Annotated in this window: 23 protein-coding genes; 18 read left to right on the top strand and 5 right to left on the bottom strand. The window is 64.3% G+C overall.

The window, feature by feature from the left end; genetic code table 11:
- Nucleotides 1–19: 19 nt before the first annotated feature.
- Nucleotides 20–1,228 (bottom strand): aspartate transaminase, encoded by a 1,209-nt coding sequence (locus PJE01S_RS04310; RefSeq protein WP_068831886.1) that lies wholly within the window; start codon nt 1,226–1,228, stop codon nt 20–22.
- Nucleotides 1,229–1,450: 222 nt separating this feature from the next.
- On the opposite strand from PJE01S_RS04310, the gene nac reads away from it, so the two are divergent.
- The 12 genes from nac (at nt 1,451) to PJE01S_RS04250 (ending at nt 11,441) form a co-directional block, all read left to right on the top strand.
- Entirely contained in the window at nt 1,451–2,398 is a 948-nt protein-coding gene (nac, locus tag PJE01S_RS04305) for a nitrogen assimilation transcriptional regulator NAC (RefSeq protein ID WP_068831885.1), read from the top strand.
- A gap of 135 nt (nt 2,399–2,533) precedes the next feature.
- Nucleotides 2,534–3,037 carry an acetyl-CoA carboxylase biotin carboxyl carrier protein gene (gene accB / locus PJE01S_RS04300; protein ID WP_068831884.1) on the top strand — a complete coding sequence of 168 codons (504 nt, stop codon included), beginning with the start codon at nt 2,534–2,536 and terminating at the stop codon, nt 3,035–3,037.
- Nucleotides 3,030–4,382, top strand: coding sequence for an acetyl-CoA carboxylase biotin carboxylase subunit (gene accC, locus PJE01S_RS04295; protein ID WP_068831883.1), 1,353 nt, complete (start codon nt 3,030–3,032; stop codon nt 4,380–4,382). Before accB ends, accC begins: the two co-directional genes overlap by 8 nt.
- Nucleotides 4,379–5,068 (top strand): 5-oxoprolinase subunit PxpB, encoded by a 690-nt coding sequence (pxpB, locus tag PJE01S_RS04290; RefSeq protein WP_068831882.1) that lies wholly within the window; start codon nt 4,379–4,381, stop codon nt 5,066–5,068. The genes accC and pxpB overlap by 4 nt, the downstream gene beginning before the upstream one ends.
- Entirely contained in the window at nt 5,065–6,057 is a 993-nt protein-coding gene (locus PJE01S_RS04285) for a 5-oxoprolinase subunit C family protein (RefSeq protein WP_068831881.1), read from the top strand. Before pxpB ends, PJE01S_RS04285 begins: the two co-directional genes overlap by 4 nt.
- A 3-nt stretch (nt 6,058–6,060) precedes the next feature.
- Entirely contained in the window at nt 6,061–6,519 is a 459-nt protein-coding gene (locus PJE01S_RS04280; protein WP_068831880.1) for an acetyl-CoA carboxylase biotin carboxyl carrier protein, read from the top strand.
- A 12-nt stretch (nt 6,520–6,531) separates the two neighbouring features.
- The gene (locus PJE01S_RS04275) at nt 6,532–7,296 is read left to right on the top strand and encodes a LamB/YcsF family protein (RefSeq protein WP_068831879.1); all 765 of its coding nucleotides are present in this window, start codon (nt 6,532–6,534) and stop codon (nt 7,294–7,296) included.
- Nucleotides 7,297–7,504: 208 nt separating this feature from the next.
- On the top strand, nt 7,505–8,257 hold the full coding sequence (locus PJE01S_RS04270; RefSeq protein WP_068831956.1) for an SDR family oxidoreductase: 753 nt from the start codon (nt 7,505–7,507) through the stop codon (nt 8,255–8,257).
- 54 nt (nt 8,258–8,311) lie between these two features.
- Complete coding sequence (locus PJE01S_RS04265) at nt 8,312–9,013, top strand: amino acid ABC transporter permease (protein ID WP_068831878.1); 702 nt, start codon at nt 8,312–8,314, stop codon at nt 9,011–9,013.
- A gap of 3 nt (nt 9,014–9,016) precedes the next feature.
- Entirely contained in the window at nt 9,017–9,775 is a 759-nt protein-coding gene (locus PJE01S_RS04260) for an amino acid ABC transporter permease (protein WP_068831877.1), read from the top strand.
- Nucleotides 9,776–9,802: 27 nt separating this feature from the next.
- Nucleotides 9,803–10,537: an amino acid ABC transporter ATP-binding protein gene (locus PJE01S_RS04255; RefSeq protein ID WP_068831876.1), complete on the top strand. Its 735-nt coding sequence runs from the start codon at nt 9,803–9,805 to the stop codon at nt 10,535–10,537.
- A 61-nt stretch (nt 10,538–10,598) separates the two neighbouring features.
- Nucleotides 10,599–11,441, top strand: a complete 843-nt coding sequence (locus tag PJE01S_RS04250; protein WP_068831875.1) for an ABC transporter substrate-binding protein — start codon at nt 10,599–10,601, stop codon at nt 11,439–11,441.
- A gap of 241 nt (nt 11,442–11,682) precedes the next feature.
- Here the strand turns inward: PJE01S_RS04250 and rpsT are convergent, their stop codons facing one another.
- Together rpsT and PJE01S_RS04240 are read right to left on the bottom strand one after the other, a co-directional pair.
- On the bottom strand, nt 11,683–11,994 hold the full coding sequence (gene rpsT, locus PJE01S_RS04245) for a 30S ribosomal protein S20 (RefSeq protein WP_068831874.1): 312 nt from the start codon (nt 11,992–11,994) through the stop codon (nt 11,683–11,685).
- 148 nt (nt 11,995–12,142) lie between these two features.
- Entirely contained in the window at nt 12,143–13,462 is a 1,320-nt protein-coding gene (locus tag PJE01S_RS04240; protein WP_157090216.1) for a hypothetical protein, read from the bottom strand.
- Nucleotides 13,463–13,657: 195 nt separating this feature from the next.
- Here PJE01S_RS04240 and murJ point away from each other — a divergent pair, with 195 nt between their 5' ends.
- Together murJ and PJE01S_RS04230 are read left to right on the top strand one after the other, a co-directional pair.
- Complete coding sequence (gene murJ / locus PJE01S_RS04235) at nt 13,658–15,220, top strand: murein biosynthesis integral membrane protein MurJ (protein ID WP_068831872.1); 1,563 nt, start codon at nt 13,658–13,660, stop codon at nt 15,218–15,220.
- Between the two features lie 91 nt (nt 15,221–15,311).
- Nucleotides 15,312–16,163, top strand: a complete 852-nt coding sequence (locus tag PJE01S_RS04230; protein ID WP_068831871.1) for a SirB1 family protein — start codon at nt 15,312–15,314, stop codon at nt 16,161–16,163.
- A 205-nt stretch (nt 16,164–16,368) separates the two neighbouring features.
- Here the strand turns inward: PJE01S_RS04230 and PJE01S_RS04225 are convergent, their stop codons facing one another.
- Together PJE01S_RS04225 and purM are read right to left on the bottom strand one after the other, a co-directional pair.
- Complete coding sequence (locus tag PJE01S_RS04225) at nt 16,369–17,577, bottom strand: MFS transporter (protein ID WP_068831870.1); 1,209 nt, start codon at nt 17,575–17,577, stop codon at nt 16,369–16,371.
- A 46-nt stretch (nt 17,578–17,623) separates the two neighbouring features.
- A complete protein-coding gene (gene purM / locus PJE01S_RS04220) occupies nt 17,624–18,664 on the bottom strand; it encodes a phosphoribosylformylglycinamidine cyclo-ligase (protein WP_068831869.1) in 1,041 nt (346 codons plus the stop codon).
- Nucleotides 18,665–18,837: 173 nt separating this feature from the next.
- On the opposite strand from purM, the gene PJE01S_RS04215 reads away from it, so the two are divergent.
- The 4 genes from PJE01S_RS04215 to pcnB all read left to right on the top strand — a co-directional run bounded on the left by PJE01S_RS04215 (nt 18,838) and on the right by pcnB (nt 23,034).
- A complete protein-coding gene (locus PJE01S_RS04215; RefSeq protein WP_068831868.1) occupies nt 18,838–19,908 on the top strand; it encodes an AI-2E family transporter in 1,071 nt (356 codons plus the stop codon).
- Between the two features lie 16 nt (nt 19,909–19,924).
- A complete protein-coding gene (gene hda / locus PJE01S_RS04210) occupies nt 19,925–20,611 on the top strand; it encodes a DnaA regulatory inactivator Hda (protein WP_068831867.1) in 687 nt (228 codons plus the stop codon).
- Nucleotides 20,608–21,336 carry an HAD family hydrolase gene (locus PJE01S_RS04205; protein ID WP_084389345.1) on the top strand — a complete coding sequence of 243 codons (729 nt, stop codon included), beginning with the start codon at nt 20,608–20,610 and terminating at the stop codon, nt 21,334–21,336. Before hda ends, PJE01S_RS04205 begins: the two co-directional genes overlap by 4 nt.
- 96 nt (nt 21,337–21,432) lie before the next feature.
- Complete coding sequence (pcnB, locus tag PJE01S_RS04200) at nt 21,433–23,034, top strand: polynucleotide adenylyltransferase PcnB (protein WP_068831866.1); 1,602 nt, start codon at nt 21,433–21,435, stop codon at nt 23,032–23,034.
- Nucleotides 23,035–23,044 lie beyond the last annotated feature (10 nt).

Genomic DNA, 23,044 nt, shown 5'->3' with positions numbered 1-23,044 from the left:
CTGGTGTTGCGGGTGCTGCTCAGCGCAGTGCTGCGACCGCGCGGGCGATGCGCGCGCAGCCTTCTTCCAGGGTGTCGATCGAGGTCGCGATCGACATGCGGAAGTACGGCGACAGGCCGTACGCCGTGCCGGCGACGACGGCCACGCCGACGCTTTCCAGCAGGTACATCACCACGTCGCCGTCTTCGTTCAGCACTTTGCCCTCGGGTGTGGTCTTGCCGATCAGGCCGCCGCAGTTGATGTAGAGGTAGAAGGCGCCGTCGGGTACGCGGCAGCTCAGGCCGGGGATCGCGTTGATGCGCGCGAGTGTCGCGTCGCGTCGCTGCTTGTAGACCGCCACGCTCTCGGTTACGAAGCTCTGGTCGCCGTTCAGCGCGGCCGCGGCGGCCGCCTGGCTGATCGAGCAGCAGTTGCCGGTGGACTGCGACAGCAGCGTGTCCAGCGCCTGCACCAGGTCGCGCGGGCCGGCCACCCAGCCGATGCGCCAGCCGGTCATGGCGTAAGTCTTGGAAACGCCGTTGATCGCCAGCGTGCGATCGCGCAGCTCGGGCGCGGCCTGCAGGAAGTGCGGCGTGATCTGGCCGTCGAAGCGGATGTGCTCGTAGATGTCGTCGGTCATTACCAGCACCTGCGGGTGTTTGGCCAGCACCTTGGCCAGCGCGCGGTACTCGTCCGTGGTGTAGCTCGCGCCGGTCGGGTTGCTCGGCGAGTTGATCAGCAGCCAGCGGGTCTTCGGCGTGATGGCGGCGGCCAGCTGTTCGGGCGTGATCTTGAAGCCGTTTTCCTCGGGGCAGGCCACGGTCACGGGCGTGCCGTCGCAGGCCAGCACCATGTCGGGATACGACACCCAGTACGGCGCGGGCACGATGACTTCGTCGCCCGGCTCCAGCGTGATCGCAAACGCGCTGTAGATCGCGCTTTTGGCGCCGCTGGTGGCGATGATCTCGTTCAGTGCGTACGTGAGCCCGTTTTCGCGCTCAAGCTTGGCGGCGATGGCCTGGCGCAACGCCACCGTGCCGGCCATCAGCGTGTAGCGCGTTTCGCCCCGGTCCATCGCCGCTGTGGCGGCCTGGCGGATGTGCGCGGGGGTGTCGAAGTCGGGCTCGCCCACGACCAGGTTAACGATCGATTTGCCCTGGCGGCGCAGTTCGTTGGCACGGTCGGCGGCGGACGTGCTGGGCGATGGTTTGATGCGGCGCACGCGGGCGGCGATACGGGAGCTGGTCACGGTGGTTTCCTTTGGGCAGTAGAGAAAGAGGAAAGAGCGGGCAGACGTAACGGTACGCGCAGGCAGGCGATGTCGCCAAGATGAGTTTGGTCTGGTTCAATAGGTGGAGCTTATGGTGCGCCGTTGCGGTCGTCATGGCCGAACAGGATGGGTTCGGGGTTTGCACTCTGGCGCGCACACCTGAGGCGGTGGTAGGCTTAACATTTGCTTACGAGGAGAGGTATGAACCTCCGACGACTCAAATATTTTGTGAAGATCGTGGACATCGGCAGCCTGACCCAGGCCGCCGAAGTGCTCTACATTGCCCAACCGGCCTTGAGCCAACAGCTTGCCACGCTGGAAGGAGAGGTCCGCCAGCAACTGCTTGTGCGCACCAAGCGCGGCGTCACGCCGACCGAGGCGGGCAAGGTGCTGTACCGCCATGCGCAAATCATCCTGCGCCAGTGTGATCAGGCCCTGGCGGACATGCAAGCCGCGGGACGTGGCCTTTCAGGCCAGGTCTCGGTGGGGTTGGCGCCGGGCACCGCTGCCTCGGCATTGGCGCTGCCTTTGCTGCGCACGGTGCGGGCGCGCCACCCCGGCGTGTTGCTCTACCTGAATGAAAACTACGGCATAACGCTGTCCGAACTGATCATGAATGGCCGGATGGACCTGGCCGTGCTCTACGGCGACAAGGCCATTCATGGCTTGTCGTTCCTGCCGCTGCTCAAGGAGCCCCTGTTCCTGGTCGGGCCGGCTTCCATGCCGATACCGGCGGAACCGGTGCGTCTGAGCGACCTGCGCGACATGGAACTGTTCTTGCCGCGCCCCTACAACATCGTTCGCAAGCTCGTCAACGAGGCGTTCATGGGCCTGGGCCCGGGCTTGGCCCCGCGCGTGGTGGCCGAGATCGAATCGGCCTTCACGCTCACGGCGGTCATCGCCGACGGGCTGGGGGCCACCATCCTGCCGGCCTCGATGGCGCGTGAGGTGGTGGCCGCTTGCGGTGCCTGGCAATGCCGCATTGTGGAGCCGGTGATCGAGGCACCGCTGGCGTTGTGCCAGTCGGACCACCTGCCCTTGTCCGAGCCGGCGCAGGCCGTCAAGGACATTCTGCTGGAACTCGTGGCCGACCTGGCGGGTAGTGTCGGCGTGACAACGGTGGCGCCTGACCTCCACGCGCCGTCATAAGCCCCCCTTATTGCCTCACAGCCATTCCGTCTTGGCTTTGCGGTGCATTGCCCGTTACCTTTCAACTTGCCGGTACATGTTCGCGGAGCATGCCGACAGCAGAGGGATCCCGGTCCCGGAGGTGAATAGGCAGACATGGACCAGCAACAGATCAAGGCGCTTATCGACGCGCTGGCGGCATCGGACCTGTCCGAACTGGAGTACAGCCACAATGGCGAGACCTTGCGGCTGGTAAAGCGGTCCGCGCTGGCGGCTGCACCCCGAAGCGGGGGGGGCGCCGATGCGGCAAGGTTTCCGGCAGTCGCCCCGGCATCCAGCTCGGCTCCCTCGTCTGCGGCCGCCTTTGCCGCAGCCTCGTCAACTGTGTCGCCGACTGAGCTCGCAGCGCCGCTTTATGGTGTCGTCCACCTTCGGCCCTCGCCTGACGAGTCGCCATTCGTGACAGCTGGCCAGGCCGTCAAGGCCGGTCAAATACTGTGCGTGATCGAAGCCATGAAGGTCTTCAACGAAGTCCGTGCCGAGCAAGACGTCACCGTGCAGGACGTACTGGTCAGCTCCGGGCAGGAGGTTGAGGCCGGACAGCCGCTGTTCCGCTTCGGCAGCGCAAGTGGTCATGGTGCAGAGGACAGTCATGTTTGACACGGTACTGATCGCCAATCGGGGCGAAATCGCTTTGCGTATCCAGCGTGCCTGCCGTGGCTTGGGCCTGCGCACTGTCGCGGTGCATTCCGAGGCCGATCGCGACGCTGTTTACGTGCGTCAGGCTGACCAGGCGCTGTGCATAGGCCCGGCCTCGCCGGGGCAGAGTTACCTGAATCAAGCCGCCATCCTGTTCGCTGCAGAAGTCAGCGGCGCGCAGGCCATTCACCCGGGCTATGGATTCCTGTCGGAGAACGCCGGCTTTGCCGAACGCGTCGAGCAGGCCGGCCTCACCTTCATCGGCCCCAGCGCCGCTTGTATTCGCACCATGGGCGACAAGGTGGCGGCCAAGCGCGCGATGCGCGAGTCCGGCGTTCCTTGCGTCCCGGGGCCAGACGGAGCGCTGCCCGAGGAGGCGGACGCCGTTCGCGCCATCGCGAGCGAGATCGGCTACCCCGTGATCATCAAGGCTGCCGGCGGCGGTGGCGGGCGTGGCATGCGCGTGGTGCAGGAGGAGGGGGCGCTGCTTGACGCGCTGGCGCTTACCCGCGAGGAGGCGCGCCGGGCCTTTGGCAACCCGGAGGTCTACATTGAGAAATTCCTGCTTCATCCGCGTCACGTCGAGATCCAGGTGCTGGCGGACAGCCACGGCAACGCGCTGTGGCTGGGCAGCCGCGACTGCTCGCTGCAGCGCCGCCATCAAAAGGTGCTGGAGGAGGCGCCTGCGTCGGGCATCGACCCTGCGCTGATCGCCGAGGTGGGTGAGCGCTGTGCCGGGGCCTGCCGGCAGATCGGCTACTGCGGCGTCGGCACCTTCGAATTCCTGTACGAAAAAGGCGCCTTTTATTTCATCGAGATGAACACGCGGCTTCAGGTAGAGCACCCCGTGACCGAAATGACCACCGGCATCGACATCGTGCAGCAGCAGATTCGCGTGGCGCGCGGCGAGCGACTGGCGTTGAAGCAGGCCGATGTGGCCTGCCAGGGCCACGCGCTGGAATGCCGCATCAACGCCGAGAACCCTGAAACATTCGTTCCCGCGCCGGGGCGCATCACCGGCTGGCAGGTGCCCGGCGGCTTCGGCGTGCGGGTGGATTCCCATGCCAGTGCGGGCTACCGTGTGCCGCCGTACTACGACTCCATGATTGCCAAGCTCATTGTGCATGGCACCTCACGCGAGGACGCGTTGGCGCGCATGCGCCTGGCGCTGTCCGAGATGCAGGTCGAGGGCATCGCGACCAACCTGCCGCTGCACCGCGATATCCTGCGCGACGCAGGCTTTGCCGAGGGCGGCGTCGACATCCACCACCTGGAGCGCTGGCTGCAGGCAAGGAGTGCGGCATGAAGGCATCTCCTATTGCGGTGAGCGCACAGCATCCCTCCATCAGCCTGCTGGGCACGACCGCGTTGCTGTTCGAAGCCCCCGGCGCGCTGGATCTGGCGCCGCAGCAGCGCATCTGGGCGCTGGCGCACGAGGTTCAGGACTGGCCAGAGGTGCGCGAGGCGGTTCCCGGCATGAACAACCTGATGCTGACCTTTGCCCGCCCGCCGCGTGATCAGGCGCAACTGGCCGGTCTGCAAGACCGCCTGCTGTCGGCCTGGGAGGCCGTCCAGCCGCTGCCGCTGGAAGGCCGCGTGATTGAGCTGCCTGTGGTCTACGGCGGCGAGGGCGGTCCGCACATGACCGACGTGGTGGCGCACACCGGCCTGAGTGTGGACGAAATCGTTGCGCTGCACAGCGCACCGCTCTACCCGGTGTACGCGCTGGGCAGCCACCCCGGCTATTGCTATCTGGGCGGCATGGATCCGCGCATCGCCACGCCCCGGCGCAAGGTGCCGGTGCTCAGCATTCCAGGCGGTGCTGTCTCCATCGGCGGCGGGCAAACCGGCGTATCGGCCTCCGCCGGCCCGAGCGGATGGAACACCATAGGCAGCACCGTCATGTCTTTTTTTGACCCGTCGCAAGATCCGCCGGCCGTGTTGCGGCCGGGAGACATGATCCGTTTTTGTGTCGAGGGCATTATTCGATGATCGAAGTTCTTTCCTCCACGGCACTGTCGACGGTACAGGACCTGGGCCGCACGGGCAGCCTGCGCTGGGGCGTTGGCACCGCCGGTGCCATGGATCCGCTGGCGCTGGCCGCGGGCAACCTGCTTCTGGGCAACGATGCCAATGCCGCAGCCGTCGAAGTTCCGGTTTTCCCGTTTGCAGTGCGTTTTGCCGAAGACTGCGCGTTTGCCCTCACTGGCGCAGACTGCGCGGCGCGGCTGGACGACCAGTCCCTTCTGCCCTGGTGGGCGCATCAGGCGCGTGCCGGGCAGGTGTTGACCCTGGGGCCGCCACAGCCGGCTGGCACCTGGCGTGCCAGCCGTGCTTACTTGTGCCTGGCCGGCGGCGTGGATGTACCCGAGGTGCTGGGCTCGCGGAGCACCCAGCTGCGCGGTGCTTTCGGGGGGCATGACGGGCGTGCCTTGCGGCAAGGCGATCTGCTGCGCGCCGCCGCGCCGGGCACGAGCACATGCCCGACCGGCTTCGGACTGGTTCCTCCCGCGCTGGCCTTGCCGCTGCAAGTGGACGGGGCGGCCGCCATGCGGGTGCTGCCCGCGGCCGAGTATCTGTCTTACCAGGAAGCCTCGCGCGCGGCATTCTGGGACGGTGAATGGAAGATCACCCCGCAAAGCGACCGTTACGGCTATCGGCTGGCGGGCGAAACCCTGACGCCCATCCGGTCGACGGAAATGCGCTCGCACGGCATCGTGCCTGGCGTGATTCAGGTGCCGCCCGGCGGCCAACCCATCATCCAGATGCGCGATGCCCAGCCTTCGGGGGGCTATCCCAAATTCGGTACGGTGATCGAGGCCGATCTTTGGCGACTGGGCCAGGCCCCCATCGGCAGCCGGGTGCGCTTCATCGAAACCACCTGGGATGACGCTGTGGCCGCCTTGCATGAGTTGCAAGGCTGGCTGGACGAGGTGCGCCGGCTGGCCGGCCTTCACCGCTGGCAACGTGGCAGGAACTGACCCATGATGATTCCGGACCTTCAACAGCTGGCCGCGTGGCTGGCCGACACCGACATCGGCTTGCTGGAACTGCGCACGCCGCAGGGGCACGTTCGTCTGCGGCGCGACGGCGCCATGCCAGAAAACGACGTGCTGGAAGAGCTGCAGGGCAATGCAGAGGCATCGGTGCCAGCCCCTGTTGCCGCTTCGAAAGCAACTGCCACACCGCCGGCGGTGGCGTCATCGGTCGGCGTATTCCTGCACCACCATCCTCTGCGCGGGGCACCGCTGGCACCCCCCGGCGCCGGGGTGCAGGCCGGGCAGACGGTGGGACTGCTGCAGATCGGCGCACTGCTGCTACCCGTCGCCGCTCCACAGGCGGGGGTTGTGGCCTCGATGCTGGCGGCGCATGGCAGCCTGGTGGGCTATGGCACCGCCCTTGTCGAACTGCATCCATCGATGCCCCCTCCTACCGACCGCTAAGGACACAAGACCATGGATATCGATCTGAACGCCGATCTGGGAGAAGGCTTCGGCCCCTGGCGCATGGGGGAGGACGAGGCGCTGCTGGACATCCTGTCGTCGGCCAACGTGGCCTGCGGTTTTCACGCCGGCGACCCGGTCATCATGGACCGCACGGTACGCATGGCCAAGGCGCGCGGGGTGGACGTGGGCGCGCATGTGGGCTTCCCCGACCTGCTGGGCTTTGGCCGGCGGCCGATGCAGATCGACACCCGGGAGCTGGTCACCTACGTCACGTATCAACTTGCCGCGCTGGCAGGCATGGCCCAGGTGGCGGGGCACCGCATGACCCATATGAGCTTTCACGGGGCGCTGGGCAACATGGCCGCGGCCGATGCCGCGCTGGCCGAACCGTTGGTGCGCGCCGTGGCGGACTTTGACGCCGGGCTCATCATCAGCTCCTCGGCCAGCCGTGCCATCGAAGGGGCGGCCGCGCGCTGCGGTCTGCGTGTGGCCACAACCTTTCTGGCCGATCGGGCCTGCGATGACGAGGGACTGCTGGTGCCGCGCAAACTGCCGGACTCCGTTATCCATGACCGCCAGGCGGTGCTGGCGCGCGTAAGGCAGCTGCTCGAAGAGGGCACGGTGACCAGCTACAGCGGCAAGAAGATCCCGATGCGCGTGCAGTCCATCCTGCTGCACGGCGATACCCCGGGCGCCGTGGAACTGGCCCGCACCGTGCGCGGCGTGGTTGAGTCGATCGGGCGCATCGTGCCGATTTCACGGCAGATGGCCTGATGGATTGGACGATGCAGCAGCACGCCTTTGGTGCTTGCAGCCTGGCATATGCACAGATGCAGGGCGACATAAGAGTGGCTTATCGCTTCACAGCCAATCCGTCTTGGCGCGACGGTTTGAGGCCCGATACAGTAAGTTGCAAGTGCTGTTCCACACGATTTCTTCCGTGTGGAATCAGCGGATGGTGAACCGCAAGGAAAGATACAAAATGCCATTTTCTGATTACAAGACCGCGTTGGTCACGGGAGCCTCTTCCGGCATCGGCGCCGCCGTCGTCGAACGCCTGTGCCGGGAGGGGCTGCAAGTGCATGCCCTGGCACGCAGTGCCGACAAGCTGGCGGAGTTGGCAGCGCGCACCGGCTGCATTCCGCAGGCCATCGACGTGAGCGACCTGGAGGGCATCACGCGGCTGACGCAGGAGGTGCAGTTCGACGTCCTCGTCAACAGCGCCGGTGTGGATCGCCCGGGTTCCATCCTCAAGGCAGACGCCGCCGGTATCGACCTGCTGCTGGACGTGAACCTGCGCGCGATACTGCACCTGTGCCGCCTGGTTCTGCCGGGCATGGTGGCGCGCGACCGCGGCCATGTGGTCAACATCAGTTCGATCGCTGGAGCCTACAACTTCGGCGGAAACTCCACCTACCACGCGACCAAGGCGGCCGTGAGCATGCTGTCGCGCCAGCTGCGCATCGACGTGTTCGGCAAGCGTGTGCGCGTGACCGAGATTTGTCCCGGCCGCGTGGCCACCGACATCTTCGCCCACGTGCACGGCGACTCGAAGGAAACCTACGAGCGCTTCGTCGAAGGCTTCGAGCTGCCGCAGGCCGAGGACATCGCGAATGCCATTGCCTTTGCCATTGCGGCGCCGATCGCGGTGAACGTGGGGCACATGGAGATCACGCCCACGCTGCAGGTGCCGGGCGGCTTGTCCACCGCGCGCCCCGGACAAGCGCAGGCCTGAACAGCCCGTCCTGCACGCCACCCAGCATCACGACAGTAAGCTAGAGACACCGGCATGAAAGATTTCAATCTAATGGCGATCCTGCTGAACACCGAATTCGGTGCGATGCTGGTCCACGGTTTGCAGATGACGCTGAAAATCGCAGCAGGCTCCTGGCTGCTGGCGATGACGCTGGCGCTGGTGTTGCTGGTCGTCCGGCTGGCCCCCAGCCGGGCCGCCCAGCGACTGGTGGCGGTCTATGTGTCCTATCACTTCAATGTGCCGACGCTGGTGCAACTGATGCTGTGGTATTTCGGTATTTTCAGCCTTCTGCCCGACGTCTTGCAGACCTGGCTGTCCAATAACAATGCCGAGGCGATCCTGTCAGTTGTGGCGCTGGGCTTGTGCCAGGCTGCCTACTTCAGCGAAGACCTGCGTTCGGGCCTGCGGGCGATTCCCGCTGGGCAAACCGAGGCTGCACGCGCGCTGGGCCACGGCTACATCGGCTCCATGCGCTACGTGATCCTGCCGCAGGCCGTGCGCAATGCCATGCCGCCCCTGGTGAGCCACAGCGTTTCGCTGTTCAAGAACAGCAGCCTGGCCATGGCCATCGGTGTGGCCGAGTTGACGCACGCTGTCAAGGAGGTCGAGAGCCAGAGTTTTCGCACCTTCGAGGCCTACCTTATCGCCACCTTGGTGTACCTGGCGGTTTCCCTCGTGATCATGGTGGTCGGTGCCTGGCTGGGTCGACGCTACAGCATTGTCGGAGTGAGGTAAGCCATGTTGATCGACGTTTATCAAATTCTGCGCGACAACTGGCTGCTGCTGCTGGTCGGTCAGTACCCCAATGGCCCGCTGGGCGGCATCGTTTGCACATTGATCCTGTCCATTCTGGGCATGGTGCTGGCCTTTCCGCTTTCGGTGCTGCTGGCGCTGGCGCGCTTGTCCCCCTGGATGCTGCTGCGCTGGCCAGCCACCGGGCTGGTCTACGTGGCGCGCGGCGTGCCGCTGCTCATGATCATCCTGTGGGTCTATTTCCTGGTGCCGCTGGCGATCGGCCGCAACGTCTCCGGGTTCACGACCATGCTGTGCACGCTGGTGATTTATGAGAGTGCCTTTTTGTCAGAAGTGGTGCGAGCCGGCATCCAGGCACTGCCCAAGGGGCAGATGGAGGCGGCGCGCGCACTGGGCCACAGCTATCTGGGCGCCATGTGGTCCGTGATACTGCCGCAGGCTCTTTTCAACATGCTGCCCAGCATGCTCAGCCAGTTCATCTCCACCATCAAGGAAACCACGCTGGGCTACGTCATCAATGTGCAGGAGATGACCTTCGCCGCCAACCAGATCAACAACCAGTTGCTGACCAAGCCATTCCAGGTGTTCTTCATTCTGGCGATGACCTACTACGTCGTCTGTTTCAGCCTGACGCAACTGGCGCAATGGCTGGAGAGGCACATCGTCCGCAAGCGTCTGGGCACCCCAGTGCTTCAACCAGCCCAAGCGGCGCTCAACCCTGTGACCCTGGTGGCCGAGCCTTGAGCTGCACGTCCGAATAGAGGAGAAACCGTGATTAAGTTTTCCAACATCAACAAGTGGTATGGGAACTACCATGCCCTGAATGACATCAACGCCGAGGTAAAAAAGGGCGAGGTGGTGGTGGTGTGCGGCCCGTCCGGTTCGGGCAAGTCCACATTGATCCGCACCGTCAACCGGCTTGAAGAGATCCAGTCCGGCCAACTGTTGTTTGACGGCCATGACGTTCATGCGCCCATGAGCAGCACGGAACTCAACCGCTTGCGTGGCCGCATCGGTTTCGTATTCCAGAGCTTCAACCTGTTCCCGCATCTTTCGGCATTGGAGAACATCATGCTGTCGCCCATGCGTGTGCTCGGCGTCAAGCGTGCCGATGCCAAAGCCAGGGCCATGCAACTGCTTGAGCGGGTGGGCCTGGCGGACAAGGCGGGGGCCTATCCGCTGCAGCTCTCTGGTGGCCAGCAGCAGCGCGTGGCGATTGCCCGTGCGCTGGCGATGGAGCCGCCCGCCATGCTGTTTGACGAACCCACCTCGGCGCTTGACCCCGAAATGGTGGGCGAAGTGCTCGCAGTCATGCGCAGCCTGGCCAATGAAGGCATGACCATGATGTGCGTCACTCACGAAATGAATTTTGCGCGAGAGGTGGCCGACCGCGTCTGGTTCATGGACGCGGGCCGGATTATCGAGAAGGCCGATCCCAAGGCTTTTTTCACCCGTCCCGAGCACCCCCGCGCGCAACGTTTTCTGTCTGATTTGCGCGCTCATTGAGTTGTCGAGCGCACCAGAGTTTCCCCTCCCATCCCTTGTCAGTCTCTTTAAGGAGTTCACCATGTCGATCCCCACTGCATTCCGCCTTACAGCCATCGGCTGCTGCCTGTCCGCACTGTCTCTGCTGGCCCATGCGGACCAATGGCAGGACATCAGCCAGCGCAAAGAGCTCAAGTGCGGCACTTTCGCCGACGTGCCGCCGTTCGCCGCGCCCGATCCGAAGACCCGGGAAATGGTGGGCTTCGATGTCGATATGTGTCATGCCCTGGCCAAGCAGCTGGGCGTGGCCGTCACCATCACGCCCTTGTCGGTCGAGGCTCGTGTGCCTGAGGTCAAGCTCGGCCGCGTGGATGTGACCATCGCGAACCTGGCCTATACCAAGAGCCGTGGCGAGCAGATCCAGTTCAGCGACCCCTATTACGTCGCCAAGGAAATGCTGGCGGTCAAGGCTTCGGACCCCGGCACCACCAAGGCAGACTTCAAGGGCAAGCGCATCAGTTCCACCAAGGGTTCGACCTCGGAGCTGTCAATCAAACTCAATGGCTCCGAACCCGTCACCTTCGTGGACACGGGCTCTGCCTACATGGCGGTGCAGCAGAACAAGTCGGTAGGCATGGTGGCGAACACCATGACCATCATCAAGCTGGTCAATCAGTCCAAAACGGCTGGCACTGAGCTGAAGATAGTCAAGGAACCGATGGCGCTGCAGCCGATTGGCGTCGGCATGAAGAAGGATGAGCCGGTTCTGCTGGCCAAGGTCAACGCGGCGCTGATGGCGATGGACAAATCCGGCGAGATCGACAAACTCTGGGCGAAATGGCTGGGCCCGAACACCGAGTACAAAATGGTGCGTGAAGAAAAAGTGACGCCGCTGTCCGAACTGAAGTTCGAATTGCTGCCTTGATGCGTGGCAGATCCATCCCGGGTAGCGCGGCGGGCGCGGCCTCGGGGTGGGGCGTCCTGCTCGATTCCATGACGAGTGGACGGTGACGGGTGTCATGCGCTCGCGTGCGAAACTCAATTGATGGAGACCCGCAAAACAAAAAAGCCGTCTTTCGACGGCTTTTTTGCTTTGCTTGCAGCGCACCCTACAAAACGGCGGACTGGATTTTTTAAGAGGCAGTCCGGGCGGTTTGCCTAATTGCTTAGGCGGCCTTTGGGGCGGCGAGTGCCAGGGCTTTCACCTTGGCGGACAGGCGGCTCTTGTCGCGCGCTGCCTTGTTCTTGTGGAAGATGCCCTTGTCGGCAACCGTGTCCACAATGCTCTGGGCCTTGGCGAACAAGTCCTTGGCCTTGTCTTTGTCACCAGCTGCAACGGCTTTTTCGACGTTTTTCACAGCGGTGCGGTATTTGGAGCGCAGCGAGGTGTTCGCGGCGTTGAGTTTGACGTCCTGGCGGACGCGTTTACGGCCCGACGCGAGGCGGGGGTTCTTTTTCTTGGGTTTAGCGGTAGCCATATATGAGTTCCTTTAATCCTGGGGAGGAGTCTGTGGATGTTGCAGCAAAGCCAAACATTATACGACAACCCAGGATCCTGCACCCGTGTATCGGGGTGCCGTGGTGCAGGGGAAAACATATTTACTGACGAAACAAGCCGGGCTAAAGCTAAATAAGTTTCAGCTTGCGAAGTTTATTCAGCTCGGCACGGACAGCGTCCAGTCCTCCATTGCTGTACACGATGTGCAGCCGCTCCGCCGACAGGTAAGTCAGGGCGGTGTGGCGAAATTTGAACAAATAGTCAGGCGCCGTGCTGTCATAGCCGTACTCGGGTGCCACGTTGGCCAGAACCAGCGCCACCGTGGCAGCTGCAGGGCCGGTGAAAACATAATCGGCGTCTGAAAGATTGTGCAGTACGTATTCAACCAGTGTGTTCGGCTGTGTGCCCGGCGCTGCGTTCAGATCAATATCGCCAAGCTTGCGGACGGCGCTGAGGCGCGGCGCGCCCTTGTCATCGCGCCGCAGATAGCCTTTCGCATAGGGGTCAATCTGCGCGATGATGGCTGCCGCCCGCAACCAGTTCACGACCTTGTATTCACTCCCGTAAGTGGGCACCGAATGAGCCGACGCGACGGTGGTGACGAAATCAGGCGGCAGTCCGCGCTTCATGGCCTCGGCGATGCCGAGAATGTGGTGTGCGCCGGTCTTGGAGTTTCCTGTTGCGCCGTTGTTGTCCGTCTGTCCGTTTCCGCCGAAATTGAGCTCTGTGAATTCGGTGCCGTCTGCGTTCCATTGAAACACGATGGTTTTGGCCCAATCGTGCCAAATCGGCGCACCGATCACGATGTCCCCATCGATTGCAAATGCTTCGTGACGTGACTTGAGGGGAGCCCGGTAATTACGCGTGACCACTGGCAGCCCGTTGGCGCCAAGCGTGCCGTAAACAAGGCGATAGTTGCGCGCCAAGGCAATCGCACTCAGATCATTGAACGCCTCATGCACGGGTAACCCACCGGGCTCTGAATGGTGGCCGCCAGTGGCGCCGCCAGGCGCCGAAAAAAAGCCTTGCGGCATGCGTGGACACGCACTGCCATCGGCGCCGACGGGAGGAAACACCCCGGCCATCAGCCCTCCCTGAATGTTCTCGGCTTCGGTTTTGTCAACCAGCCCGGCGGCCGCCAGTTCGTCAAGAATGCGTGCCTTGTCGTCTGCATTCAATCCGGCGCGATGGCGGACACATGCTTTTTCATGATCGAGCAACTCGGTGATGTGCCGGCGCAGCGGCACAGACTTCAGCTCAGGCAGTCGATCGCGCAACATCTGCATGGACGAGGTGACCAATGGCGAGCCTTGCGCCAGCTGCATGGCCCGCGCGTTCCCTGCGCCGGCCTGCATCTGATCGGCGCTGCGTGCGGCTGGCGTCAAGCCCAAGGCGAGAACAGAAAACGCAACAAGCGTGAGGCGGCGTGAAAGGGCTAAAGGAGTCATGTGAATGCTTTCGGTTTGGCGTGTTTTTGTAAGTTTCTTTCGAAACTGTGACGCCGCCATGACGCCTTCGGGCCTCATCGTGCCGGGGGGATTTCTGCATAACCCGTCGCGGCGCGCCCTCGCGACTAGTCACTCACGCAGGGTTTCCTGGAGAGCTTTGCCGGAGGGTTTCGCGCTAGCGCATAAACTCCTGCCGTGTCACTTTTCAAATCCGCCTCCACCGTTTCCCTGCTCACATTGGTCTCCCGAATCACCGGCTTGGTGCGGGAACTGCTGATTGCATCGACTTTTGGCGCCAGCGCCATGACCGATGCCTTCAACGTGGCATTCCGCATTCCCAACCTGTTCCGCCGGCTGTTTGCCGAGGGTGCGTTCAGCCAGGCCTTTGTGCCGGTGCTGGCCGCCAGCAAGGCCAAAAACGGCGAGGCCGAGACCCGGCTGCTGGTTGACCGGGTGGCGACGCTGCTGACCTGGACGCTGCTGCTGACCTGCGTGCTGGGCGTGGCGGCGGCCCCGCTGCTGGTCTGGGCCATGGCCAGCGGCCTGCAGCAGGCGCGTGGCTATGAGGCGGCGGTGTTCATGACGCGCTGGATGTTCCCCTACATCGGCTTCATGTCGCTGGTGGCGCTGTCGTCCGGCGTGCTCAATACCTGGCGGCGCTTTGCCGTGCCGGCGGCCACGCCGGTGCTGCTGAATCTGGCCATGATTGGCGCGGCCTGGCTGGGCGCGCCCTGGTTCAAGGCCCACGGCATTGAGCCGGTATACGCCCTGGGCGGGGGCGTGATGCTGGGCGGCTTCCTGCAGCTGGCGGTCCAGGTGCCGGCCTTGCGGCACCTGGGCCTGTTGCCAAAAATTGGGTGGAATTGGGCCTTGATCCAGGCAGCATGGGCGGATCCAGCTACTAAAAACATAGTAAAACTGATGGTTCCTGCCTTGCTGGGCGTGAGCGTGTCGCAAATTTCCCTGCTGATCAACACCCAGATCGCCTCGCACCTCACGCCCGGCAGCGTCAGCTGGCTTACCTATGCCGACCGCCTGATGGAGTTCCCGACGGCCATGCTGGGTGTGGCCATCGGCGTGGTGCTGATGCCGCAGCTGGCGGCCGCCAAGGGGGCTGGCGACGCCGCCAGATACTCGGCCATGCTGGATTGGGGCCTGCGCATCGTCGTGTTGCTGGCCGTGCCCTGCGCCGTGGCGCTGCTGACCTTTGCCCGGCCGCTGGTGGCCACGCTGTATCACTACGGCGCTTTTTCCGACCGCGATGTGCAGCAGACCACGACCGCGCTGATGGGTTATGGCGCCGGCCTGCTGGGCCTGGTCGCCATCAAGGTGCTGGCGCCGGGCTTTTACGCCAGCCAGGACATCAAGACGCCGGTGCGCATTGCCGTGCTGGTGCTGGTCATCACGCAGCTGCTGAACCTGGCGCTGGTGCCTTACTTCCAGCACGCCGGGCTGGCGCTGGCGATCGGCATTGGCGCACTGATCAACGCGCTGTGCCTGCTGGTCGGGCTGATGCGGCGCGGCAGCTACACCCCCGCGCCCGGCTGGGGCATGTTTGCGCTGCAGGTGCTGGCGGCCAGCGCGCTGCTGGCGGTGTTTTTGCTGTGGGCCGCAGGGAGCGTCAGCTGGACCGGCCTGAAGAGCCTGTACATGCAAAGAATTGGGCTGCTAGCCCTTGTTTTGTTTGCGTCAGCGGCTATTTATTTTGTAGCACTCCGGCTCTCCGGACTGAAATTGCGCCAGCTGGTGCGGCGTTGAGCCGGGCGTTTCGTGCGCCCCCTGAGTGGGTGGCCTGAGCGAGGGCATTCCTTGACTCGCACTGCCCGCCGGTTTGTGAGAAAGTAGCGTCATGCAATTAAATCTTGCCGTTCCGTCCCCGTTGCAGTATTTCTCCAGCCTGGTGCAAAGCGATGAGCATTTTCCGCTGCTGGAAGCCGCTGTCAGCCTGGCCCAGGACGAATATCCCGACCTCGACGTGGAGCAGGTGCTCGGCGATGTGGACCAGCTGCTGGCCCGCCTCAAGCGGCGTTTGCCCGCCGACGCGCCCGCCCTGCAGCGCCTGCGTGTGCTGAACCAGTTCTTTTTTCACGACCTGAGCTTTGGCGGCAACGTCAATGACTACTACGACCCTGACAACAGCTACCTGAACGCGGTGCTGCGCACGCGCCGCGGCATTCCCATCACGCTGGCGGTGCTGTGGCTGGAACTGGCCCTGGGGCTGGGCCTGAACGCGCGCGGCGTGGCCTTTCCGGGGCATTTCATGGTCAAGGTCAACCTGCCCAGGGGCCAGGTGGTGATTGACCCGTTCAGCGGCCAGTCCCTGAGCCGCGAGGAGCTGGCCGAGCGGCTGGAGCCGTTCCGGCAGCACAGCAATCTGCCCGATGAGTTTGAGGTGCCCATGGGCCTGTACCTGCAGTCGGCGCAGCCGCGCGACATCATCTGCCGCATGCTGCGCAACCTGAAGGACATTCATAAAACCCAGGAAGACTGGCCGCGCCTGATTGCGGTGCTGGACCGGCTGATCGTGCTGCAGCCCGACGCCTGGCCCGAATACCGCGACCGGGGCCTGGCCTGGGCGGCGCAGGGCGAGGTGACGCACGCCGCTGCTGACCTGGAGACCTACCTGGCGCATGCCGAGGACGCCCTGGACATCGATGCCGTGGCCGAGCGCCTGGCGCAGCTGCGCCAGGGCAAGCACTGAAGAGTCTCTGTGCGGATGGACCGGATGGACGAGCGCGATGTCGTCCTCCGGCTCCGGGCATTCACATGCCGGCACCGGCTTCAAAAAAATCAATAAAAAACGACTCTAGCCCAATAAATACGGGCACTATCAGCTATTGTTGTTGTAGCGAAACGCGGCCCGCCGGTGTGGTCCGGGTTGCCGGGCCTTGGCCTGCGAGGGGCGTTCAGGCGGTGGATTGAGGGCGCTCAAGGCGCGAGCCGCGACACCACCACAGCAGCAGCAGCGCCACCCCGCTGAAGGCGGCGCCTGCGGCAAAGGTCACCGGCGCGCCCAGCTGGTCCCAGAGCACCCCGGCCAGCGTGCTCGCCAGCAGCATGGCCAGGCCGCTCACCAGGTTGAAGAAACCAAAGGCCGTGCCGCGCAGGTCCGGCGGGGCGGCGTTGGTCACCATGGTGGCCAGCAGCCCCTGGGTCATGGCCATATGCAAGCCCCACAGCGCGATGCCGGCCCAGACCCAGGTCCAGTGGCTGCCGGCGGCCAGCAGCCCGTCGGCGCCAATCAGCACGACCAGGCCCCACGCCAGCAGCGTGGTGTGGCTGAGCCGGTCCGACAGCTTGCCAAAGGGGTAGGCGCCCAGGGCATAGACCACGTTCATGGCGATCAGCACCAGCGGCGTGTAGGCGACCGGCAGGCCGCCCTGCAGCGCGCGCAGCAGTAAAAACGCTTCGCTGAAGCGGGCCAGCGTGAACACAGCGCCTATGGCAACCACCCGCCAGTACGGCCCGCTCAGACGCTTCAGATTGTCCTTGCTGATCGGGTTGAGTCGCGGTGCTTGCCTGGCGTGCGCGGGTTCGCGCACGCCGAACAGCAGCAGGGCTACGGCCAGGAAGCCGGGAATGATGGCGACCCAGAAAATGGCGCGAAAGTCATTGGCCCAGAGCAGCATCAGGCCCATGGCGACCAATGGCCCGACGAAAGCGCCCACGGTGTCCAGCGACTGGCGCAGCCCGAACGCCGCGCCGCGCATGCCGGGCGGTGCCAGGTCGGCCACCAGCGCATCGCGCGGGGCGCCGCGCAGGCCTTTGCCGACGCGGTCTATCACCCGGGCGGCGAGCACCAGGCCGGTGCTCGTTGCGAGGGCAAACAGGGGCTTGGAGGCGGCGCCCAGGCCGTAGCCCAGCACCGCCAGGGGCTTGCGCTTGCCCCAGTAGTCGCTGAGCACGCCCGAGAACACCTTGACGATGAGGGCCGTGGCCTCGGCAAAGCCTTCGATCAGGCCGACGGCCCACAGGCTGGTGCCCAGCACCGTGACCATGAAGACCGGCAGCAGGCTGTGGATCATCTCGGAAGAGATGTCCATCAGCAGGCTGACAAAGCCCAGCGCCCAGATGGCGGCCGGAAGGCGCTGCGCGCGGCCGGCGTTTTCAGCCATGGGCCTTACCGCAGGGGCTTGCCGGTCCGCCATGGCATCAGGCGGGTCAGCCGACGATGACGGCGGCGCCTTCGCCCCGCGCGGCAATCACGCCGATTTCGTAAACCTGCTCGCCGGCGGCGCTCAGGGTCTGCGCCGTGGCCTGGGCGCTGGCGGCATCCACCACCACCACCATGCCGATGCCGTTGTTGAAGGTGCGGTTCATCTCGAAGTCGGAAATAGCGGCGGTTTTTTGCAGCCAGGCAAACAGCTCGGTCTGCGGCCAGCTGCCCTTCTTGAGCTGGGCCGCCATGCCCTCCGGCAGCACGCGGGGGATGTTTTCCAGCAGGCCGCCGCCGGTGATGTGGGCCAGCGCCTTGATCGGGTGAGCGGCCAGCGCTGCCAGCACGTTCTTGACGTACAGGCGGGTCGGCTCCATCAGGGCCTCTTTGAAGGGCTTGCCATCCAGGGTGGCGGGGAGTGTGGCGCCGGCCCGCTCAATGCACTTGCGCACCAGGCTGAAACCATTGGAATGCACGCCGCTGCTGGCCAGGCCCAGCACCACGTCGCCCGGCTTGACATCCTTGCCGGTCAGGATTTTGGACTTTTCGACCGCGCCGACGGCAAAGCCGGCCAGGTCGTATTCGCCCTCGGGGTACATGCCGGGCATTTCGGCGGTTTCGCCGCCTATCAGCGCGCAGCCGCTCAATTCACAGCCCTTGGCAATGCCGCCGACCACGGCCGCGGCGGTGTCCACATGCAGCTTGCCGCAGGCGAAATAGTCGAGGAAAAACAGCGGCTCGGCGCCCTGCACCAGCACGTCGTTGACGCTCATGGCCACCAGGTCTATGCCCACGGTGTCGTGCATATTCCATTCGAAGGCCAGGCGCAGCTTGGTGCCCACGCCGTCGGTGCCGCTGACCAGCACCGGTTCCTGGTAGCGCTTGGGCACCTCAAACAGGGCGCCAAAGCCGCCAATGCCGGCCAGCACGCCTTCGCGCATGGTTTTCCTGGCCAGCGGCTTGATGCGTTCAACCAGGGCGTCGCCCGCGTCGATGTCGACGCCGGCGTCTTTGTAGCTCAGGGGAGTGGAGGAAGAGGTGGTCATGGTGTCGGGGCTTTTATGCGATGGGGTGCGGTGAGGGCGTTGGGCGGCGCTCTATCGGGCCGCTTGCGGTCTGGAGCAGCCCTGCAAGCCCGATAGAATTCAACCTTAGATTCTAAAGGCTCCACCCCTGGGGCCTGTTCCGGGTTGACTCCGGCAAGCTCACCCAAGGCTGTATGCAATTTACTTCTACCCAAAAAAGCACCGCCGCCTGGTGTCTGATCGCCGCGCTGGTGATGCTGGCGCTGTGGTCTCTGGGGCCGGTACTGACGCCCTTTGCCGTGGCGGCCGTGCTGGCCTATGCACTGACACCGGTGGTGGACAAGCTGGATGCGCTGGGCCGGGGCAGAATGCCGCGCGTGCTGGCCGTCCTGATCGTTGAAACGCTGTTCGTGCTGATCTTGCTGTCCATTTTGCTGCTGGTGGTGCCGATTTTCGCCAAGGAACTGCCTTTGCTGCGCGAACAGCTGCCGCTGCTGGCCGACCGGCTCAACCATAAGCTCGGGCCCTGGCTGGCGCAGTTCGGCCTCAAGGTGTCGCTGGACGTCGCCAGCATCAAGGTCTTTGTCGTCAAGTACCTCAATGCCAATTTCGAGGAGGCTTTCGGCTCGGTCATGTCCTCGCTCAAGCTGGGCGGCAGCGTGGCGCTGGCCATCGTCGGCAATGTGGTGCTGATTCCGGTGGCGCTGTTTTTCCTGCTCAAGGACTGGGACCGTTTTGTGGCCATGCTGATGGAACTCGTGCCGCCTAAACTGCGCGCCCTGTTTGACAGCTTCATGGAGGAGGCCGATTCGGTGCTCGGCCAGTACCTGCACGGCCAACTGCTGGTGATGGGGGTGCTGGCGGTCTATTTCAGTGTGGCGCTGACGCTGTTCGGATTTGACCTGGCCGTGCCGGTCGGCGTGTTCACCGGCCTGGCCTTCTTCATTCCCTATCTGGGCTTTGGCCTGGGCCTGATTCTGGCGCTTTTGGCCGGGGTGCTGCAATTCGGCAGCCTGTACGGCCTGCTGGTGGTCGCCGGTGTCTATGGCGCCGGGCAGCTGGGCGAGAGTTTTTACCTGACCCCGCGGCTGGTGGGCGAGCGCATCGGCCTGCATCCGCTGGCCGCGATTTTTGCGCTGCTGGCCTTCGGCCAGCTGTTTGGTTTTCTCGGCGTGCTGATTGCCTTGCCCGCCAGCGCGGTGCTGCTGGTCGGCATTCGCCGTCTGCGGGCCAGCTATATGGCCAGCCGGCTGTACCAGGGGTGAGGAGGCAGAGACAGGCATGAAACAACTCGCACTGGATATCGGGCTGGCATCCGACCCCACGTTTGCCAATTTCTTCAGCGGGCCGAACGAGGCGGCGGTCAGGCACCTTGAACTTTGGGCCGGCAACCCGCTGCGCTCGCCGGTGCCGACCTATCTCTGGGGCGAATCGGCCAGCGGCAAGACCCATTTGCTCAAGGCGGTCGCCGAAGCCTTGCGCGCGCAGGGGGCCTTGAGCGGCTGGATGGATGCCTCCATGCTGGAGCCGCCCGAGTTCAACGAGGCCTGGTCCGTGGTGATTCTGGACGACTGCCACCTCTACACGGCGGTGCAGCAGCGGGCCGCCTTCAACTGGTTTGTCAATGCGCTGAGCACCGACGATGGCCACCCGCGCTGGGTGCTGGCGGCTGGCGATGTGCCGCCTGCCGATCTGCCCCTGCGCGAAGACCTGCGCACCCGCCTGGGCTGGGGCCATGTGTTCGCGCTGCAGGCCCTGAGCGATCCGGAGCGCCGCGCCGTGTTGCGCGGCGAGGCCGAGGCGCGCGGCGTGTTTCTGAGCGACGAGGTCATGGACTTCATGCTGACGCGCTTTTCGCGCGACCTCGGAAGCCTCATGCAGTTGCTGGACAAGCTGGACGGCTATGCCCTGCAGACCAAGCGGGCCATCACGGTCCCGCTGCTTAAATCCATGTTGGAGAGTGAATGACAGTTCAGGTGAATGCTGACAAAGCGGGTGCGGGGCAGGCGGAAAAAGCCGGGGCGGCTCGTACCAGGCTGGCCTTGTTCGATCTTGACCACACCCTGATTCCTATCGATTCGGACTATGAGTGGGGTGAGTTCACCATCGCGCTGGGCTGGTGCGACGCCACCGAATTCAAGCGCCGCAACGCCGAATTTTTTGCCCATTACCGGGCCGGAACGCTCGATATTCACGACTATGTGCGGTTCGCCACGCAAGCCATACGCGAGCAGGGTGCTACCAATTCGATAGCTGCTCACGCCCGATTCATGGGCGAAGTGGTGCTGAAAACCATCACAAGGCAGGCGCGGGCGCTGGTCGAACAGCACCGCGCGGCCGGTGATGAGCTGGTGATAGTCACCGCCACCAATGAGTTCGTGACCCGGCCGATTGCCCAGGCCTTTGGCGTCAGCGAGCTGATTGCGGTGGAGCTTGAGCGGGACGCCCAGGGCAATCTCACCGGTGAAATCAGGGGTACGCCTTCGGCCCGCGAGGGCAAGGTCACGCGCATGGAACAATGGCTGGCGGCCCGCGGCTTGAGCTGGGACGATGTGGAAACCACCTTTTACACCGACTCCATGAACGACCTGGCGCTGCTCGAAAAAGCCACGCATCCGGTCGCCACCAACCCGGACGAGCGCCTGCGTGCGCTGGCCACCGAGCGCGGATGGCGCATACTTGACCTGTTTTAGCCAGCTGGGGACAGCGCTTTTTGCCACACAGCGGCGGCCTTCCCGTGTTCATCGGGCGGGGGCGGCGCGGTCTGTCCCGCATAGTTTCAGAAGATCATGATCAAAAAATTTATCGACAAGCTGTTTGGCAAATCAGACAGCACGGAGTCCGGCTCCAAACGGGCCAAAAAATCACCCTTCGGCAAACGCCAGGACATAGGCCACAAGGAACACGGGATCGACCCCCAACTGGTCGATGAGCGCGCCATGGATGTGGTGCACACCCTCAAGCAGGCCGGCTTTGAGGCCTACATCGTGGGCGGCGCCGTGCGCGACCTGCTGGTCGGCCTGCGCCCCAAGGACTTCGATGTGGCCACCGATGCCACGCCCGAGCAGGTCAAGTCCCTGTTCCGCCGGGCCTTCATCATTGGCCGGCGCTTTCGCATCGTCCACGTGATTTATGGCCGCGGCCGCGAGCATGAGGTCATCGAGGTCTCGACCTTCCGTGCCCATCTGGACAGCAGCCAGGCAAGCCAGGTGGGCGGCAACGAGCGCACCAGCAAGAGCGAGCTCGCCGGCATGAAGCATGCCGTCGATGCGTCGGGCCGGGTGCTGCGCGACAACGTCTGGGGTCCGATGGAAGAAGACGCCGCGCGCCGCGACTTCACCATCAATGCGATGTACTACGACCCGGAAACGCAGATCGTGGTCGACTACCACCACGGCATACGCGACGCCAAGAAAAAAATCATCCGCATGATTGGCAACCCGGCCGTGCGTTACCGTGAAGACCCGGTGCGCATCATCCGCGCCGTGCGCTTTGGCGCCAAGCTCAGCGCGTTGGGCTTCCAGTTTGAAGAGAAAACCGCCGCCCCGCTGCGCGAGATGCGCGGCCTGCTGGCCGACGTGCCGCAGTCGCGCCTGTTTGATGAAATGCTCAAGCTGCTGCAAACCGGCCATGCGCTGGCCAGCATCGAGCAGCTCAAGACCCTGGGCCTGGGCACCGGCATTTACCCGCTGCTCGACGTGGTGGTGGACGCTGCCCACGAGCCCTTCCTGAACCTCGCGCTGAAAGACACCGACCGCCGCGTTGGCGAGGGCAAGCCGGTGGCGCCCAGCTTTTTGCTGTCCTGCGTGCTGTGGTCCGATGTGCGCACCGGCTGGGAGCAGCGCAGAAAGCGCGGCGAGCATCTCATGCCGGCGCTGCAGGATGCCATTGACGATGCCTTCAACGCCAAGATTGGCGATGTCTCGGGCCGCGGCAAGCTGGGCACCGACATGCGCGAGATCTGGACCATGCAGCCGCGCTTTGAAAAGCGCGTGGGCAGCGCGCCGTACTCGCTGCTGGAGCAGCCGCGCTTTCGTGCCGGCTTTGACTTCCTGCGCCTGCGTGCGCAGACCGGTGAGGTGGATACCGAGCTGGCCGAGTGGTGGGAAAAATTCAGCACCGCCTATGACGATGAACGTCATGCCATGATCGAAGCGGTGCGCCAGGCGCAATTGCAAAAACCGCAGCAAGCCCGGGTTCGCGTGAAGCGGACGGATGCGGAGGCCGGCCGTTCACCGGCTGTGCGCACCACGCATGAACTGGCCGAGAACTCTGCAGAGACTGGCGAGGCGGCCCCGGCCAAAAAGCGCCGCCGGCGCCGTAAACCCGTGAACCGCGCCGCGGCAGAAGGCGCGGGCGACCAGCCTTCGCCGGATGCATCCAACGCCTGAGGCGGGTAAC

Origin of the sequence: Polaromonas jejuensis NBRC 106434 (genome assembly GCF_001598235.1) — a bacterium.
In the GTDB taxonomy this organism is placed as follows: Bacteria; Pseudomonadota; Gammaproteobacteria; order Burkholderiales; family Burkholderiaceae_C; genus Polaromonas; species Polaromonas jejuensis.
The sequence above is the reverse complement of the archived record's forward strand: the minus strand, read 5'-3'. Positions and strand labels throughout refer to the sequence as shown.

What these genes read in the sequence shown, in the direction of transcription:
- nac (WP_068831885.1), top strand. Translation starts at nt 1,451, where the DNA reads ATGAACCTCCGACGACTCAAATATTTTGTGAAGATCGTGGACATCGGC.
- accB (WP_068831884.1), top strand. Translation starts at nt 2,534, where the DNA reads ATGGACCAGCAACAGATCAAGGCGCTTATCGACGCGCTGGCGGCATCG.
- accC (WP_068831883.1), top strand. Translation starts at nt 3,030, where the DNA reads ATGTTTGACACGGTACTGATCGCCAATCGGGGCGAAATCGCTTTGCGT.
- pxpB (WP_068831882.1), top strand. Translation starts at nt 4,379, where the DNA reads ATGAAGGCATCTCCTATTGCGGTGAGCGCACAGCATCCCTCCATCAGC.
- PJE01S_RS04285 (WP_068831881.1), top strand. Translation starts at nt 5,065, where the DNA reads ATGATCGAAGTTCTTTCCTCCACGGCACTGTCGACGGTACAGGACCTG.
- PJE01S_RS04280 (WP_068831880.1), top strand. Translation starts at nt 6,061, where the DNA reads ATGATGATTCCGGACCTTCAACAGCTGGCCGCGTGGCTGGCCGACACC.
- PJE01S_RS04275 (WP_068831879.1), top strand. Translation starts at nt 6,532, where the DNA reads ATGGATATCGATCTGAACGCCGATCTGGGAGAAGGCTTCGGCCCCTGG.
- PJE01S_RS04270 (WP_068831956.1), top strand. Translation starts at nt 7,505, where the DNA reads ATGCCATTTTCTGATTACAAGACCGCGTTGGTCACGGGAGCCTCTTCC.
- PJE01S_RS04265 (WP_068831878.1), top strand. Translation starts at nt 8,312, where the DNA reads ATGAAAGATTTCAATCTAATGGCGATCCTGCTGAACACCGAATTCGGT.
- PJE01S_RS04260 (WP_068831877.1), top strand. Translation starts at nt 9,017, where the DNA reads ATGTTGATCGACGTTTATCAAATTCTGCGCGACAACTGGCTGCTGCTG.
- PJE01S_RS04250 (WP_068831875.1), top strand. Translation starts at nt 10,599, where the DNA reads ATGTCGATCCCCACTGCATTCCGCCTTACAGCCATCGGCTGCTGCCTG.
- rpsT (WP_068831874.1), bottom strand. Translation starts at nt 11,994, where the DNA reads ATGGCTACCGCTAAACCCAAGAAAAAGAACCCCCGCCTCGCGTCGGGC.
- PJE01S_RS04240 (WP_157090216.1), bottom strand. Translation starts at nt 13,462, where the DNA reads ATGACTCCTTTAGCCCTTTCACGCCGCCTCACGCTTGTTGCGTTTTCT.
- PJE01S_RS04230 (WP_068831871.1), top strand. Translation starts at nt 15,312, where the DNA reads ATGCAATTAAATCTTGCCGTTCCGTCCCCGTTGCAGTATTTCTCCAGC.
- PJE01S_RS04225 (WP_068831870.1), bottom strand. Translation starts at nt 17,577, where the DNA reads ATGGCTGAAAACGCCGGCCGCGCGCAGCGCCTTCCGGCCGCCATCTGG.
- purM (WP_068831869.1), bottom strand. Translation starts at nt 18,664, where the DNA reads ATGACCACCTCTTCCTCCACTCCCCTGAGCTACAAAGACGCCGGCGTC.
- PJE01S_RS04215 (WP_068831868.1), top strand. Translation starts at nt 18,838, where the DNA reads ATGCAATTTACTTCTACCCAAAAAAGCACCGCCGCCTGGTGTCTGATC.
- hda (WP_068831867.1), top strand. Translation starts at nt 19,925, where the DNA reads ATGAAACAACTCGCACTGGATATCGGGCTGGCATCCGACCCCACGTTT.
- PJE01S_RS04205 (WP_084389345.1), top strand. Translation starts at nt 20,608, where the DNA reads ATGACAGTTCAGGTGAATGCTGACAAAGCGGGTGCGGGGCAGGCGGAA.
- pcnB (WP_068831866.1), top strand. Translation starts at nt 21,433, where the DNA reads ATGATCAAAAAATTTATCGACAAGCTGTTTGGCAAATCAGACAGCACG.